14 protein-coding genes are annotated in these 14,337 nt (G+C 72.1%); 6 read left to right on the top strand and 8 right to left on the bottom strand.

Annotated features, from left to right (window positions below):
• Nucleotides 1–73 precede the first annotated feature (73 nt).
• From ACIQU4_RS23400 to paaA, 5 genes are all read right to left on the bottom strand, one after another.
• Nucleotides 74–1,201: a 2Fe-2S iron-sulfur cluster-binding protein gene (locus ACIQU4_RS23400; protein WP_403733890.1), complete on the bottom strand. Its 1,128-nt coding sequence runs from the start codon at nucleotides 1,199–1,201 to the stop codon at nucleotides 74–76.
• Nucleotides 1,202–1,687 carry a 1,2-phenylacetyl-CoA epoxidase subunit PaaD gene (gene paaD, locus ACIQU4_RS23395; protein ID WP_048477967.1) on the bottom strand — a complete coding sequence of 162 codons (486 nt, stop codon included), beginning with the start codon at nucleotides 1,685–1,687 and terminating at the stop codon, nucleotides 1,202–1,204. It lies immediately after the preceding gene.
• Nucleotides 1,688–1,755: 68 nt separating this feature from the next.
• A complete protein-coding gene (gene paaC, locus ACIQU4_RS23390) occupies nucleotides 1,756–2,445 on the bottom strand; it encodes a 1,2-phenylacetyl-CoA epoxidase subunit PaaC (protein WP_403734071.1) in 690 nt (229 codons plus the stop codon).
• A 77-nt stretch (nucleotides 2,446–2,522) separates the two neighbouring features.
• Nucleotides 2,523–2,807, bottom strand: a complete 285-nt coding sequence (gene paaB / locus ACIQU4_RS23385) for a 1,2-phenylacetyl-CoA epoxidase subunit PaaB (RefSeq protein WP_030153111.1) — start codon at nucleotides 2,805–2,807, stop codon at nucleotides 2,523–2,525.
• On the bottom strand, nucleotides 2,804–3,823 hold the full coding sequence (paaA, locus tag ACIQU4_RS23380; RefSeq protein WP_403733887.1) for a 1,2-phenylacetyl-CoA epoxidase subunit PaaA: 1,020 nt from the start codon (nucleotides 3,821–3,823) through the stop codon (nucleotides 2,804–2,806). The genes paaB and paaA overlap by 4 nt, the downstream gene beginning before the upstream one ends.
• 135 nt (nucleotides 3,824–3,958) lie before the next feature.
• Here paaA and ACIQU4_RS23375 point away from each other — a divergent pair, with 135 nt between their 5' ends.
• The 3 genes from ACIQU4_RS23375 to ACIQU4_RS23365 are packed head-to-tail and all read left to right on the top strand — an operon-like array spanning nucleotide 3,959 to nucleotide 6,755.
• A complete protein-coding gene (locus ACIQU4_RS23375) occupies nucleotides 3,959–4,783 on the top strand; it encodes a DUF5819 family protein (protein ID WP_403733884.1) in 825 nt (274 codons plus the stop codon).
• Nucleotides 4,784–4,794: 11 nt separating this feature from the next.
• Entirely contained in the window at nucleotides 4,795–5,982 is a 1,188-nt protein-coding gene (locus tag ACIQU4_RS23370; RefSeq protein WP_403733881.1) for an HTTM domain-containing protein, read from the top strand.
• A gap of 14 nt (nucleotides 5,983–5,996) precedes the next feature.
• Nucleotides 5,997–6,755 carry a TrmH family RNA methyltransferase gene (locus ACIQU4_RS23365; protein ID WP_403733879.1) on the top strand — a complete coding sequence of 253 codons (759 nt, stop codon included), beginning with the start codon at nucleotides 5,997–5,999 and terminating at the stop codon, nucleotides 6,753–6,755.
• Here ACIQU4_RS23365 and ACIQU4_RS23360 read toward each other — a convergent pair.
• Together ACIQU4_RS23360 and paaN are read right to left on the bottom strand one after the other, a co-directional pair.
• Nucleotides 6,739–7,782, bottom strand: a complete 1,044-nt coding sequence (locus ACIQU4_RS23360) for a MerR family transcriptional regulator (RefSeq protein ID WP_403733876.1) — start codon at nucleotides 7,780–7,782, stop codon at nucleotides 6,739–6,741. The genes ACIQU4_RS23365 and ACIQU4_RS23360 overlap by 17 nt on opposite strands.
• 80 nt (nucleotides 7,783–7,862) lie before the next feature.
• Nucleotides 7,863–9,545, bottom strand: coding sequence for a phenylacetic acid degradation protein PaaN (gene paaN / locus ACIQU4_RS23355; protein WP_403733874.1), 1,683 nt, complete (start codon nucleotides 9,543–9,545; stop codon nucleotides 7,863–7,865).
• A gap of 167 nt (nucleotides 9,546–9,712) precedes the next feature.
• On the opposite strand from paaN, the gene ACIQU4_RS23350 reads away from it, so the two are divergent.
• From ACIQU4_RS23350 to ACIQU4_RS23340, 3 genes are all read left to right on the top strand, one after another.
• Nucleotides 9,713–11,245, top strand: coding sequence for a 3-hydroxyacyl-CoA dehydrogenase (locus ACIQU4_RS23350; RefSeq protein WP_403733862.1), 1,533 nt, complete (start codon nucleotides 9,713–9,715; stop codon nucleotides 11,243–11,245).
• Nucleotides 11,242–11,832: a TetR/AcrR family transcriptional regulator gene (locus tag ACIQU4_RS23345; RefSeq protein ID WP_385587115.1), complete on the top strand. Its 591-nt coding sequence runs from the start codon at nucleotides 11,242–11,244 to the stop codon at nucleotides 11,830–11,832. The genes ACIQU4_RS23350 and ACIQU4_RS23345 overlap by 4 nt, the downstream gene beginning before the upstream one ends.
• Before the next feature lie 240 nt (nucleotides 11,833–12,072).
• On the top strand, nucleotides 12,073–13,647 hold the full coding sequence (locus ACIQU4_RS23340) for a PKD domain-containing protein (protein ID WP_403733859.1): 1,575 nt from the start codon (nucleotides 12,073–12,075) through the stop codon (nucleotides 13,645–13,647).
• 87 nt (nucleotides 13,648–13,734) lie between these two features.
• Here the strand turns inward: ACIQU4_RS23340 and ACIQU4_RS23335 are convergent, their stop codons facing one another.
• The gene (locus tag ACIQU4_RS23335) at nucleotides 13,735–14,316 is read right to left on the bottom strand and encodes an Lrp/AsnC family transcriptional regulator (RefSeq protein WP_403733856.1); all 582 of its coding nucleotides are present in this window, start codon (nucleotides 14,314–14,316) and stop codon (nucleotides 13,735–13,737) included.
• Nucleotides 14,317–14,337 lie beyond the last annotated feature (21 nt).

Below are 14,337 nucleotides of genomic sequence, written 5' to 3'. Positions count from 1 at the left end.
CCGGTCCGGGCCTGACGGTGCGTCAAGATAGAGCACGCGGTTGAAAATGCACAGGGTGAGGAAGGGGACGGCCTCAGCGGTCGAAGTCGATCTCCACTTCCTCGGTCACCGCGTGCGACTGGCAGGCCAGCACGAACCCGGCCTCCGTCTCCTCCGACTCCAGCGCGAAGTTCCGGTCCATCCGGACCTCGCCCGTGACCAGGAACGCCCGGCAGGTGCCGCAGACCCCGCCCTTGCAGGCGTACGGGGCGTCCGCGCGGTTGCGCAGCACGGCGTCCAGCAGGGACTCGCCGTCCTGGACCGGCCAGGTCCCGGAGCGGCCGTCGAGGCGGGCCGTGACCCGTACGTGGGACGGGGCCGCGGCGGGGGCCGGCGCAGACGTGTCCTCGACGTGGAAGATCTCCTCGTGGATCCGGGTCCGGACGACGCCGAGCGTGCCCAGCGCCCGCTCCGCGCCCATGACCAGCCCGTACGGGCCGCACAGGAACCAGCCCGTCACCTCGGCGACCGGCAGCAGCGCGGGCAGCAGGGCCTTCAGCCGCTCCTCGTCGAGGCGGCCGGACGGCAGCCCGGCCTCCTGCTCCTCGCGGGACAGGACGGTCACCAGCTGGAACCGGTCCGGGAAACGGTCCTTGAGGTCGGCGACCTCGTCCAGGAACATCGTCGACGCGGCCGTACGGTCGCTGCGGACCAGGCAGAACCGGGCGTCGGGCCGCGCCGCCAGCAGCGAGGCGGCGATCGACAGCACCGGGGTGATCCCGCTGCCGCCGACGATCGCCGCGTAGTGCCCGGCGGCCGGGGCGGCGGCAGGCTCCAGGACGAAGCGCCCGGCCGGGACCATCACGTCCAGCACGTCCCCGGCGGCGATCTCCTTGTGGGCGAACGTGGAGAACTCGCCGCCCTCCACCAGCCGCACACCCACCCGCAGCGCCGCCGGACCCGGGCCCGCGGGGGCCGGGGCGGGCGAGCAGATCGAGTACGTACGGCGGACCTCCGTGCCCTCGGGGGTGCGGCGGCGCAGCGTGAGGTGCTGGCCGGGGGCGTGCAGGTACTCGCCGCGCAGCTCCTCGGGGACGCGCAGGGTCAGCGCCACCGAGTCGTCGGTGAGCCGGTCGACCGCCGCCACCGTCAGCGGGTGGAAGGCGCCGTGGCGCGCGGGGCGCCCGGAGCCCGACGTGGGCGACGGCGTGGACGCGGCCATCTACAGCTCCTTGAAGTGGTCGAACGGTTCACGGCAGGCGGTGCAGCGGCGCAGCGCCTTGCATGCGGTGGAGGAGAACCGGCTGAGCAGTTCGGTGTCGGTCGATCCGCAGTTCGGGCAGCGGACCGAGAGGGCGACCGGGACCGGCCCGCCGGCCGCGTGCGGACGGGGCGGGGCGATGCCGAACTCGGCGAGCTTGCGCCGCCCCTCGGCGCTGATGTCGTCGGTGGACCAGGCCGGGGCCAGGACGGTGCGCACCCGCACGTCCGGGATGCCGTGGCCGGTCAGGACCCGCTCGATGTCGGCGGACATGGCCTCGATGGCGGGGCAGCCGGTGTAGGTCGGGGTCAGGGTGACCTCGACGTGGCCGTCCTCGTACATCCGCACCCCGCGCATCACGCCCAGCTCGGCGAGGCTGAGGACGGGCAGCTCGGGGTCGGGGACGGAGCCGGCCAGCTCGGCCAGCTCCGCCTCCAGGCGGGTCATCGCCTCGGAGGCCTCCGGTGCCTGTGCCTCGGGCCCGCCCGCAGGGGCCGCGGCGCGGGGCGTGTCCGTCACCATGACGCCCCCGGATGGCTGCGGTGCAGGTGCTGCATCTCGGCGAGCAGTCTGCCGAACGACTCGGTGTGCAGGCCCTGGCGGCCCGCCCCGGCGGCCCAGGCGCCGGTGCGCGGGCCTTCGGGGAGCGCGAGCCCGGCCCGCTCCAGCACGCCGCCCACGGCGGCCAGCCAGCGGCCCTCCAGGGCGGCCCAGTCCACTGCGTCGACGCCGTCCACCGGCTGGAACATCTCGCCGGTGTACTTCCACAGCGCGTCCAGGGCGGCCCGCATGCGGGCGCGGCTCTCCTGCGTGCCGTCGCCGAGCCGCAGGGTCCACTGCTCGGCGTGGTCGCGGTGGTACGCGGTCTCCTTGACGGCCTTGGCCGCGAGCGGGGCGAACGGGCCGTCGCCGGCCGCCAGTTCCGCGTAGAGCTCGTGCTGGTAGAAGGAGAAGTAGAGCTGGCGGGCGATGGTGTGGGCGAAGTCCCCGTTCGGCTGCTCGACCAGCTGGAGGTTGCGGAAGGACCGCTCCTCGCGCAGGAAGGCCAGCTCGTCCTCGTCGCCGGCCATGGACAGCAGGATGCGGGCCTGGCCGAGCAGGTCGAGCGCGATGTTCGCGAGGGCGACCTCCTCCTCCAGGACGGGGGCGTGACCCGCCCACTCGCCGAGGCGGTGGGAGAGGATCAGCGCGTCGTCCCCGAGCACGAGGGCGGCCGACCGGACGACCTCAGGCTGAACGGCATCGGACTGAACCGCATCGGGCTGAACGGCATCGGTGCTGGTCACAGGTGGTTCACCCCCTCGGGGATCTCGTAGAAGGTCGGGTGCCGGTACGGCTTGTCGGCCGAGGGGGCGAAGAACGGGTCCCGCTCGTCCGGCGAGGACGCGGTGATCTCGGTGGAGGGCACGACCCAGATCGAGATGCCCTCGCCGCGCCGGGTGTAGAGGTCGCGGGCGTTGCGCAGGGCCATCTCGGCGTCGGGCGCGTGCAGGCTGCCCGCGTGCGTGTGCGAGAGGCCGCGGCGCGAGCGCACGAACACCTCCCACAGTGGCCAGTTCTGCGTCATACCCCTGCCTCCTCGTTCGTCGCCGTGCTCTGTACGGCGTGGTGTGCGCTGTGCTTCTCCGCGTACGCCACGGCCGCCTCGCGGACCCAGGCGCCTTCCTCGTGGGCCCGGCGGCGCTGGCCGATCCGCTGGTCGTTGCACGGGCCGTTGCCCTTGAGCACGTCCCAGAACTCCGCCCAGTCGATCGCGCCGAAGTCGTGGTGCCCGCGCTCCTCGTTCCACTTCAGGTCCGGGTCGGGCAGGGTCAGGCCCAGCGCCTCGGCCTGCGGAACGGCGATGTCCACGAAGCGCTGGCGCAGCTCGTCGTTGGAGTGCCGCTTGATCCGCCAGGCCATGGACTGTGCGGAGTGCGCCGATTCGTCGTCCGGGGGGCCGAACATCATCAGCGAGGGCCACCACCAGCGGTTCACGGCGTCCTGCGCCATCGCGTGCTGCGCCTCGGTGCCCTTGGACAGGGCCATGAGGAGCTCGAAGCCCTGGCGCTGGTGGAAGGACTCCTCCTTGCAGATCCGCACCATCGCGCGGGCGTACGGCCCGTACGAGCAGCGGCAGATCGGCACCTGGTTGGTGATCGCCGCGCCGTCCACGAGCCAGCCGATCGCGCCGACATCGGCCCAGGTCAGGGTGGGGTAGTTGAAGATCGAGGAGTACTTCTGCTTGCCGGAGTGGAGCTTGTCGAGCAGCTCGTCACGGCTGGTGCCCAGGGTCTCGGCGGCGCTGTACAGGTAGAGGCCGTGCCCGGCCTCGTCCTGGACCTTGGCCATCAGGATCGCCTTGCGGCGCAGCGAGGGCGCGCGGGTGATCCAGTTGGCCTCGGGCTGCATGCCGATGATCTCGGAGTGGGCGTGCTGGGCCATCTGGCGGACCAGCGAGGCGCGGTACGCCTCGGGCATCCAGTCGCGCGGCTCGACGCGCTCCTCGGCCGCCACGGCGGCGTCGAAGGCCGCCGCGAGCTGTGCCCCGAGGTCAGCCCCGAGGACTGAGTCCTGCCCCGTTTCCGGGGTCACTGCCACCATCCCGGCCCCCTGCCAGAGATTGTTGACCGCCCGACCGACCGATCGTTCGGTTCGTACTCTTCAATGGTGGGTCGGCGGCCCGTAGGGTGTCAACCTCTGAGGTCAACCCTGTGGAAGCCGGACGATCGGGGCGGGATGGAATCGAACGAGCGCGAGCCCGCGGAAGCAGCTGCTCCGCCGGCCGATCCGCCGATCGATCCGCCGGTCGCCGCAGTAGCCGTTCCGTCGGCCCGCCCCCCGGCGGATCCACCGGTCGAGCCCCTGGCCGAGCTGCCCGTCGACCCGGTGGCCGAGCTGCCCGTCGACCCGGCGGGCGAGCTGCCCGTCGACCCGGCGGAGCCGGCGCGGGCTCCCGGGATCGCGGGTCTGTCCGCTCCGTACCGGGTCGTCACGGCCCTCGCCCTGGCGGCCGTGGGCCTCGCCGCCTGCGGACACCTGGCGCTGGTCTTCCTGCACGTCGCCCCGTCCAACACGGTGAGCAAGCAGCACGCGCAGACGGTCGACGACTGGATCTATCCGGAGTTCGAACAGAACTGGAAGCTCTTCGCCCCCAACCCGCTCCAGCAGAACATCGCGGTGGAGGTACGGGCGGAGCTCCGCACGCCCGGCGGCGCACCGGCCGCCGGCGGCTGGCGCGACCTGTCCGCGCAGGACGGTGCGGCGATCCGGCACAGCCTGCTGCCGAGCCACACGCGGCAGAACGAGCTGCGGCGGGCCTGGGACTTCTTCACCGGCTCGCACGACGAGGACAACAAGCCGATCGGCGAGCGCGGCGAACTGTCGGAGCAGTACCTGCGGCGGATCGCGCTGAACCGGCTCAAGGACGACGGGATCGCCCGGAACGAGATCGTACGGATCCAGCTGCGCTCGGCGACGCGGGCGGTCGCGGCGCCGCCGTGGAGCGACGAGAAGACCGACACCCAGACGTACTACCGGGAGCTGCCGTGGTGGACGGTGTGAGGCGGGCACCGGTGGCTGCGCGAGCGGCTGTGCGGGCTGCCGCACGGGCCCGGGCCGCCGCCGGCCGGGCGGTCGCCCAGGTCAGCGGACGGGCACTGGGCCCGTACCAGAGCGCCGTCGTCCGGATCGGCTTCTCGGCGACCTGGCTGTTCTTCCTGCTGCGGGAGTTCGCGAACCGCGGCGAGCTGTACGGGCCGGACGGGCCATGGAGCTTCGGGCTGGCGGAGCGGCTGATCGCCTCGAACCACGCCTTCTCGGTGCTGATGTGGTCGGACTCGGGGTTGTGGTTCCAGACCGTCTACGCGGTGTCGGTGCTGTCGAGCCTGCTGCTGATGCTGGGCTGGCGGACGCGCGCGACGTCCGTGGTGTTCATGGTCGGAGTGCTGTCGCTGCAGAACCGCAGCGTGTTCATGGGCGACGGCGGGGACAACGTCATCCACCTGATGGCGATCTACCTGGTGCTGACGCGGTGCGCGCAGGTGTGGTCGCTGGACGCGCGGCGCGCACGGCTGCGGGGGTCGGCCTCGGCGGGGGCGGCCGGGCCGGTGCTGTGGGGTGTGCTGGGCGTCTTGTTCGCGTACGGCGGGGTGACGGAGCGGTTCGGCTACGGCTGGCTGGCTGCCTTCGCGGCGCTGTGGGTCGTGTGCGCGCTGTGGTGGATGGTGGACCGGTACGAGCCGGAGGGCGAGGGGCGGGCGGCCTTGGACGTCCTGGCGAACCTGGTCCACAACGCGGGGCTGCTGGTGATCATGGCGGAGGTCTGCCTGATCTACGCGACGGCCGGCTGGTACAAGATCCAGGGGTCGCGGTGGCAGGACGGGACCGCGCTGTACTACCCGCTCGGGCTGGACTACTTCACGCCGTGGCCGGGGCTGTCCGGGGTGCTGGCGGGGAGCGGGACGCTGGTCATGCTGCTGTCGTACGGGACGGTGGCGGTGCAGGTCGCGTTTCCGTTCACGGTGTTCAACCGGCGGATCAAGAACGTGCTGCTGGCGTTGATGATGCTGGAGCATGCGGGGATCGCCGTGCTGCTGGGGCTGCCGTTCTTCTCGCTGGCGATGATCGCCGCCGACGCGGTGTTCCTGCCGACGGCGTTCCTGGTCTGGCTCGGAGCCAGGGCCTCCGGCGTGGTGGGGCGCCGGTGGGCGGCTGCCGCCGGCGGAGGCGGGTCCGAGTCCGCGCGGGCGCTGACCGGCTGACTACGCTCAGCGGTATGAGTGAGCTGGAGCAGAGCGGGCGGGAGTGGCGCGAGGCCGCCGGGCGGGAGGACCTCGTACTCCTCGACGGGTTTCACGCGTTGAAGCACGCCCTGCGGTTCGGGGCCGATGTGCGGATCGTCGTGGCCGACGATCCCGATGCCGTACGGGCGCTGGCCGGCGAGCTGGCTCCGGATGTGGCGGGTGAGGTGGGGCGGCTGGTGCGCGGGGGCGAGCTGCGGGCGCTCGTGAACCGGGTGCATCCCACCGGGGTCGCGGCGCTGGCCGTGCGGCCCGACCGGGCCGAGGGGCGGGCCCGGCTCGATCGGCAGCCCCGCACCGCGCCCGTCGTCGTACTCGACAACCCCCGCAACCTCGGCAACGTCGGCGCCGTCGTCCGGCTCGCGGCGGGGTTCGGTGCCACCGGCGTCGTCACCCGCGGCGATCTCGACCCCTGGCACCCCAACGTGGTCCGCGCCGGAGCGGGGCTGCACTACGCCACCACCGTGGACCGGGTGGAGATCGACACCCTGCCCGCCGGGCCGCTCTACGCGCTCGACCCGGAGGGCGAGGACATCCGCGCCCTCACCCTCCCGGACGACGCCCTGCTCACCTTCGGCTCGGAGCGGCACGGCATCTCACCCGAGCTGCGCGAACGGGCCGACCACCTGGTCGCCCTGCCGATGCGCCCGCAGGTCTCCAGCTACAACCTGGCCACCAGCGTGGCCATGACCCTCTTCCACTGGGGCGGGCCGAAGGTCATGCCTCAAGACTGACCGGCATCAGGAGCGAGAAGGCGTCCTCGACGTCGGGGCGCAGGAGGACGACGGGGGCCCTGGGGCCGACGTACTCCAGCAGCATTTCCTCCCCGGCGGCGAGCGCGTCGAGCAGGAAGGCGGGGTTGACCCCCACCCGGTCACCGGCGGAGTCTTCGTCGCCGACGGTCACGGTGTCCGTCAGGGCGAGGACGCACACCTCGCCGTCCTGCGCGCCGAGGGCCCGGCGCAGGGCCGGTACGTCCAGGGTGAGGCGGCGGCCCTCGGGCAGCCGGGTGAGGCGGCGGTAGTCGGGGAACTCCCCGCCGAGGCTCTGCCCGGCGACCTGGCGGCCCTGGGTCTCCAGCTCCACCTTGTCCCCGTCCACGGTGAGGCGGGCCGGGGCTTCGCCGGTCAGCAGGGCGCGCATCGCGTCCGCGAGCGGGGTGGGCACGGTCACCCGGACCCGCCCGCCGCCGTGGCCGGTGACGGATGTACGGGCGACGGCCATCCGGTAGCGGTCCGTGGCCACGAGGTGAAGGGCCCCGCCCTCGATGTCGAAGTGGATCCCGCCGAGCATCGAGAGCTCGGGGTCGGTTCCGGCGGCGAAGCGTACGGCGTCCAGCGCGGCCGCGAGCTCGCTGCCCGGCACGGTCAGCCGGGCGGTGGCGGTGGCGGGGGCGGTGGTCATGGAGGTCTCCTGGTGTCCGAGTAGGGCTCGTACCGTGGAGAGTTCTTCGCGCGCTTCGGCCAGCCCGCGTTCGAGCCGGCGCAGATGCCCGTCGAGCAGCCGGGGCACCAGACCGGTTTCCCCGCCGGCCCAGCCGGCCAGCACCAGCCGGATGTCCGCGAGCGGCATCCCCGAGCGCCGCAGCCGGGCCAGCAGCCGCGCCTCGCCGAGCTGCTCGGGCGCGTACCAGCGGTATCCGGTCACCGGATCGACCCATGCCGGTACGAGGACGCCCGCGCGGTCGTAGAACCGCAGGGCGCTCACCCCCAGCCCGCTGTCCCGGCCCATCTCGCCGATGCTGCGCATGTCGCTCTCCACGCCCACGACTCTGGGACCTCCACCAGGTCGAGGGTCAAGCGGGCCCGGCGCCGCCACGCCGGGCCCGCCCGTCCGCGGCCTCAGGCCTGGCGGCGGACCTCCACCACGCGGAAGCGGTTGGAGACGAAGGCCCCGTCACAGAGGGCCGCGTTGGCCGCCGGGTTGCCGCCCGAGCCGTGGAAGTCCGAGAAGGCGGCGGTCTGGTTCACGTAGACCCCGCCCGTCAGGTTCAGGGAGAGCTGCGCCGACTCCTCCAGGCAGACCTCCTCGATGGCCCGCTCGGTGTCGGCCGACGTGGTGTAGGCGCCGACCGTCATCGCACCCTTCTCCCGCACCGTGCGGCGCAGGAGGTCCAGGGCGTCCGCCGTCGAGTCCACGGCCACCGCGAACGACACCGGACCGAAGCACTCCGACAGGTACGGGGCCTCCGGATCCGGCTTGGAGGCGTCCAGCTTCACCATCACCGGCGTACGGACCACCGCGTCCGGGAACTCCGGGTTCACCACCTCGCGCGAGGCCAGTGCCACCTCCCCGAGGGCGGCAGCCGCCTCCAGGCGGGCCTTGACGTCCGGGTTGACCAGCGCGCCGAGCAGCGCGTTGGCCCGGGCGTCGTCGCCCAGCAGGCCGCCGACCGAGGCCGCGAGGTCCGCGACGACCTCGTCGTACGACTTGTGGCCGGCGTCCGTCTCGATGCCGTCCCGCGGGATCAGCAGGTTCTGCGGGGTGGTGCACATCTGGCCGCTGTAGAGGGACAGCGAGAACGCCAGGTTGGAGAGCATCCCCTTGTAGTTCGAGGTCGAGTCCACGACGACCGTGTTGACGCCGGCCTTCTCCGTGTAGACCTGGGCCTGGCGGGCGTTGGTCTCCAGCCAGTCGCCGAACCCGGTAGAGCCGGTGTAGTCGATCAGCTTGATCTCGGGGCGGACGGCCAGGATCTTGGCGATGCCCTCGCCCGGCCGCTCCACGGCCAGCGCCACCAGGTTCGGGTCGAAGCCCGTCTCGGCGAGGACCTCGCGGGCCACCTTCACCGTCAGCGCCAGCGGGAGCACGGCGCGCGGGTGCGGCTTGACCAGCACCGCGTTGCCCGTGGCCAGGGAGGCGAACAGGCCCGGGTAGCCGTTCCAGGTCGGGAAGGTGTTGCAGCCGATCATCAGGGAGATGCCGCGAGGGACGGCCGTGAAGGTCTTGCCGAGCTCCAGCGGGTCCCTCTTGCCCTGCGGCTTCGACCAGTCGGCCTGGCCGGGGACGCGCGTCTGCTCCTCGTACGCGTACGCCACCGCCTCCAGGCCGCGGTCCTGCGCGTGCGGGCCGCCCGCCTGGAACGCCATCATGAAGGCCTGGCCGCTGGTGTGCATGACCGCGTGCGCGAACTCGTGCGTCCGGGCGCCGATGCGGGCCAGGATCTCGATGCAGACCAGGGCGCGCGCCTCGGGCCCGGCGTCCCGCCAGGCGCCCATGCCGGCCTTCATCGCGGGCAGCAGCACGTCCGGGTCGGCGTGCGGGTACTCGACGCCCAGCTCGGGGCCGTACGGGGACACCTCGCCGCCGGTCCAGCCGTCGGTGCCGGGCTGGCCCAGGTCGAACCGGGTGCCGCGGACGGCCTCGAAGGCGGCGAGCCCGTCGGCCGGCGCGGTCTCCCCGTAGGCCTTGGGGTGCTCCGGATGCGGGGACCAGTAGGCGCGGCTGCGGATGGCCGCCAGGGCCTGGTCCAGGGTGGACCGGTGCTTGTCGGACAGCAGGGGGACGGTGAGCTCGGCGGCCATCAGGGACCAACTCCTCGTTGAGCCGGGCAAGATCAGGCTGGGTCGCAGACTGAGATCAGGCAGGGGCGGGTGAAGAAGAGCAGACTGGAGTTAGAGTAACCGAACGATCGGTCGGGACAAGAGGGCCCGGCAGGCCTGTGGATAACCCGGTGCGGGAGGATCAGGACATGACAGCAATCGAGCGGTCCCGCACTGTGGCGGTCGTCGGAGCCGGCACCATGGGACAGGGCATCGCCCAGGTCGCCCTCCTCGCAGGTCACCGGGTGCTGATCTACGACATCAACGCCACGCTCGCCGCCGGCGGAGTCGGCATCGTCCAGGACCGCGTCGACCGCATGGCCGCCAAGGGCCGCCTCGATCGCGCCGAGGCCGAGGACGCGATCGGCCGGATCGAAGCGGCTTCCGCCCTCGCGGACCTCGCGGGCGCCGCGCTCGTCATCGAGGCCGTCGTCGAGGACGTCGCCATCAAGCGCGCGCTCTTCGAAACGCTCGAAGAGGTGGTTGCGCCGGACGCCCTGCTGGCCACCAACACCTCCTCCCTCTCCGTCACCGAGCTCGCCGCCGGCCTCACGCACCCCGGCCGCTTCCTCGGCCTGCACTTCTTCAACCCGGCCCCGCTGCTCCCGCTCGTCGAGGTGGTCAGCGGTTTCGCGACCGACCCGGCCGCCGCCGAGCGCGCGTACGGCACCGTGCTGGGCTGGGGGAAGACGCCGGTCCGCTGCGCCGACACCCCCGGCTTCATCGTCAACCGGATCGCCCGCCCCTTCTACGCCGAGGCCTTCGCGGTGTACGAGGAGCAGGGCGCCGACCCGGCCACCATCGACGCCGTGCTCCGCGAGAGCGGCGGCTTCAAGATGGGCCCGTTCCAGCTGACCGACCTGATCGGCCAGGACGTCAACGAGGCCGTCACCCGCTCCGTGTGGGAGTCGTTCTTCCGGAGCCCCAAGTTCACCCCTTCCCTCGCGCAGCGCCGGCTGGTCCAGTCGGGCCGCCTGGGCCGCAAGTCGGGGCACGGCTGGTTCCCGTACGGTCCGGACGCCGAGGCCGCGGCCCCGCACACCGCCGGTCCCGAGGAGGCCCCGGAGAAGGTCACCGTGGTCGGCGACCTCGGTCCCGCCGCCGGGCTCGTCGAGCTGCTGGAGGAGGCCGGGATCGCGGTCACCTCCACCGAGCACGGGGGCCCGTACATCCAGCTGCCCGGCGAGGGCCAGCTGGTGCTCGCGGACGGCAAGACCTCGATCGAGTTCGCCGACGTCGTCTACTTCGACCTCGCGCTCGACTACCGCGGGGCCACCCGGATCGCCCTCTCCGCCGGCGAGGACACCAGCGAGCGGACCCTCGCCGAGGCGGTCGGCCTCTTCCAGAAGCTCGGCAAGAAGGTCTCCGTCATCGGCGACGTGCCCGGCATGATCGTGGCCCGCACCGTCGCGATGCTGATCGACCTGACCGCCGACGCCGTCGCGCGCGGCGCGGCCACCGCCGAGGACATCGACACGGCGATGCGGCTCGGCGTCAACTACCCGCTGGGCCCGTCCGAATGGCATGACCGGCTCGGCCGCGACTGGGCGTACGACCTGCTGCACCACCTCGACGAGCGCTGTCCCGGCGGCCGCTACGCGCCCTCGCTGGCGCTGTTCAAACTCGGCTACACCGAGGGCGACGAGGACAGCGACGAGAGCGCCGCCGAGGAGACCGCGTGACCACCGCCAAGCGGGACACCTACACCCCCGAGACGCTCCTGTCCGTCGCCGTCCAGGTCTTCAACGAGCGCGGGTACGACGGCACCTCCATGGAGCACCTCTCCAAGGCGGCGGGCATCTCGAAGTCCTCGATCTACCACCACGTGGCGGGCAAGGAGGAGCTCCTGCAGCGCGCCGTCAGCCGTGCGCTCGACGGGCTCTTCGCCGTACTGGAGGAGCCGGGCGCGGTACGCGGCCGGGCGGTCGAGCGGGTCGAGTACGTCACGCGCCGCACGGTCGAGGTCCTGGTCTCCGAGCTCCCGTACGTGACGCTGCTGCTGCGGGTGCGGGGCAACACGCGGACGGAGCGCTGGGCCCTGGAGCGCCGCCGCGAGTTCGACCACCAGGTCGCGGAGCTCCTGAAGGCCGCGGCGGCGGACGGGGACCTGCGGGCGGACGTGGACATCCGGCTGGCCACCCGCCTGCTGTTCGGCATGGTGAACTCGCTGGTCGAGTGGTACCGCCCGCACCCCGGTACGACCGCGGACCAACTGGCCGACGCGGTGGTCCACATGGCCCTCGACGGCCTGCGGACCGTGCGCGGCTAGCTCCCCGGCATGAGGCGTACGATCAGGCCCCATATTTTCTGATGAATTGCTGTTCGAACTCTGTACGATGAGCGAGCTTTCGAACGCGTTCAAGCAGTAACAGAAAATGGGGGGCCGGTGCGCAGTCGCCGTCTTGTAGTTTCCGCTGCCGTTGTCGTCGCGGCCAGCGTTGGTTTCATCCCGGGCCTGGCCCAGGCGGCCGGCCCGGCCGGGGGGCCGTCGGCGCCGGTGGCCAAGGGGGTGTCCGCTCCTGCCGGAGCGGACCTGGCCAAGCTCGGCACGGCCGATGCCAAGACCTTCCACAGCCCGAAGGAGCGCTCGGTCCGCAAGACCCTGCCCGCAGCCAAGGGCAAGGCTGCCGCGAACGCCACCGCACAGGGTGCGGAGAGCGTCGCTGCGGGCAACCCGGAGCTGGGCCTCGTCCTCGACGCCACGAGCGAGTCCGCGCACGGTATCGAGCTGCGGGCCCAGGTCGTGAGCGTTGCCGGCGCCACGCTCAAGATCACCTACGACTGGGGCGACGGGACGACCGACGGCACCGACGCCTACCCGGGCCAGGAGGTGTCGCTCAAGCACACCTACGCCGAGGTCGGCGAGTACAACGTCAAGGTCACCGTGACGGACGCGGTGAACCAGGCGGAGGTCGTCAACGAGCTCCCGCTGTCGACGCTGGGCTCGGACTTCACCCCGTACGCCCCGACCCGTCTCCTGGACACCCGGGACGGCACCGGAGCCCCGCGGGGCATGGTCCAGGCGTACTCCTCGGCCAAGATCAAGATCGCCGGCACCGGCAAGATCCCGGCGGGCGTCACGGCCGTGGCCCTGAACGTCACCGCGACCAACACGTCGAACCCCGGTCACGTCACGGTGTTCCCCGGCGGCACCACGCGTCCGACGACGTCCAACGTCAACTTCGTGGCCGCGCAGACCGTCCCGAACATGGTGATCGTGCCGGTGGGCAAGGACGGCACCGTCGAGCTCTACAACGGCAGCTGGACGGCGATCGACCTGATCGCGGACATCACGGGCTACTTCACCCGCACCGCGGCCAGCGGCTACACCCCGATCACCCCGGTCCGCGCCGTGGACACCCGCTCCGGCCAGGGCGCGCCCCAGGGTCAGGTCGGCGGCCGCAAGACGATCGGCGTGCAGCTCGGCGGCTGGTACGTGCCGAACAACGCCACCGCCGTGGCGCTGAACGTGACCGTCACCAACCCGCGCGAGGACGGCCACCTGACGGCCTACCCGAGCGGCCAGCAGGCCCCGAACACGTCCAACGTGAACTTCAAGGCCAAGCAGACCGTCGCCAACTCGGTGATCGTCCCCGTCGGTGCCGACGGCAAGGTCAACATCTTCAACGGCGCCTGGGCGGGCACCGACGTCATCGTCGACGTCGTCGGCTACTACAGCCCGGACAGCTCGGGGGCCTTCATGGCCATGGCGCCGCTGCGCAGGCTCGACACCCGCAGCTGGGGCCAGGGTCCGATGTACGCCCGGGGCTACATCTGGATGCCCATGTCCACCCAGGACCCGGGCATCACGGGCGTCGTCCTGAACACGACGGTGACGAACACGAAGCAGGACGGATTCCTGTCGGTCGCCCCGGACCCCAACACCTGGGACGACTACGACAACGGCACCAAGGTCTTCCCGGCACGGCCCACGGCGTCCACGCTGAACTGGACGGCCGGCACGACCGTCCCGAACATGGTTCAGGCGAGCACCGGCACCACCGGGATCGTCGACTTCTGGAACCAGAGCTGGGACACCACGGACCTGATCGTCGACATGTTCGGCTACTACGACACGAAGTAACCGCGCAACCGGCCTCTTGCAGAGCCCCGGGGCGGCCCTCACGGCCTTCCCGGGGCTCTGCCGTATCCCGGGGCGGTCCCGGGCCCGCTACTCCTCGGAGATCGCCGGGGAGCCGCTCGGGCCGGGGCCGGAATCGAGCAGATCCGTTTCCTCGAACACCAGCAGCGTGCGGGTCGACAGGACCTCCGGGATGGACTGGAGACGGGTCAGGACCAGCTCGCGCAGCGTGCGGTTGTCCGGGGTGTGAACCAGCAGCAGGACGTCGAAATCACCGCTGACCAGGGCGATGTGGGCCGCGCCCGGGAGCTCGCGGAGCTTCTCGCGGACCGTGCGCCAGGAGTTCTGGACGATCTTCAGGGTGATGTACGCGGAGGCGCCCTGGCCCGCCCTTTCATGGTTGACGCGGGCCGTGAACCCGCGGATCACGCCATCGTCGATCAGCCGGTTGATCCGGGCGTAGGCGTTCGCGCGCGAGACGTGGACCTGCTCGGCCACCGACCGTATCGACGCGCGGCCGTCCGCCTGGAGCAGACGCATGATCGAACGGTCGATGGGATCCAGGGGGCGCGGCGGGGTCGGCGGGGTCTGTGGGGCCGAAGGCGCACCGCCCGGTGGCACCGGTGCGGAACCCGGCGTGGAACCCGATGCGGCCATTTGTTCATCCGGCATTGCCCACTGCCTCCCTCTTCT

Origin of the sequence: Streptomyces sp. NPDC090741, from assembly GCF_044769045.1 — a bacterium.
Classification (GTDB): Bacteria; Actinomycetota; Actinomycetes; order Streptomycetales; family Streptomycetaceae; genus Streptomyces.
Note: the sequence above shows the minus strand (reverse complement) of the source record. Positions and strands in the feature narration are given on the sequence as shown.

Excerpts from the sequence above, each read along its gene's own strand:
- ACIQU4_RS23400 (WP_403733890.1), bottom strand. The coding sequence starts at position 1,201 with ATGGCCGCGTCCACGCCGTCGCCCACGTCGGGCTCCGGGCGCCCCGCG.
- paaD (WP_048477967.1), bottom strand. The coding sequence starts at position 1,687 with ATGACCCGCCTGGAGGCGGAGCTGGCCGAGCTGGCCGGCTCCGTCCCC.
- paaB (WP_030153111.1), bottom strand. The coding sequence starts at position 2,807 with ATGACGCAGAACTGGCCACTGTGGGAGGTGTTCGTGCGCTCGCGCCGC.
- paaA (WP_403733887.1), bottom strand. The coding sequence starts at position 3,823 with ATGGTGGCAGTGACCCCGGAAACGGGGCAGGACTCAGTCCTCGGGGCT.
- ACIQU4_RS23375 (WP_403733884.1), top strand. The coding sequence starts at position 3,959 with ATGGAATCGAACGAGCGCGAGCCCGCGGAAGCAGCTGCTCCGCCGGCC.
- ACIQU4_RS23365 (WP_403733879.1), top strand. The coding sequence starts at position 5,997 with ATGAGTGAGCTGGAGCAGAGCGGGCGGGAGTGGCGCGAGGCCGCCGGG.
- paaN (WP_403733874.1), bottom strand. The coding sequence starts at position 9,545 with ATGGCCGCCGAGCTCACCGTCCCCCTGCTGTCCGACAAGCACCGGTCC.
- ACIQU4_RS23350 (WP_403733862.1), top strand. The coding sequence starts at position 9,713 with ATGACAGCAATCGAGCGGTCCCGCACTGTGGCGGTCGTCGGAGCCGGC.
- ACIQU4_RS23335 (WP_403733856.1), bottom strand. The coding sequence starts at position 14,316 with ATGCCGGATGAACAAATGGCCGCATCGGGTTCCACGCCGGGTTCCGCA.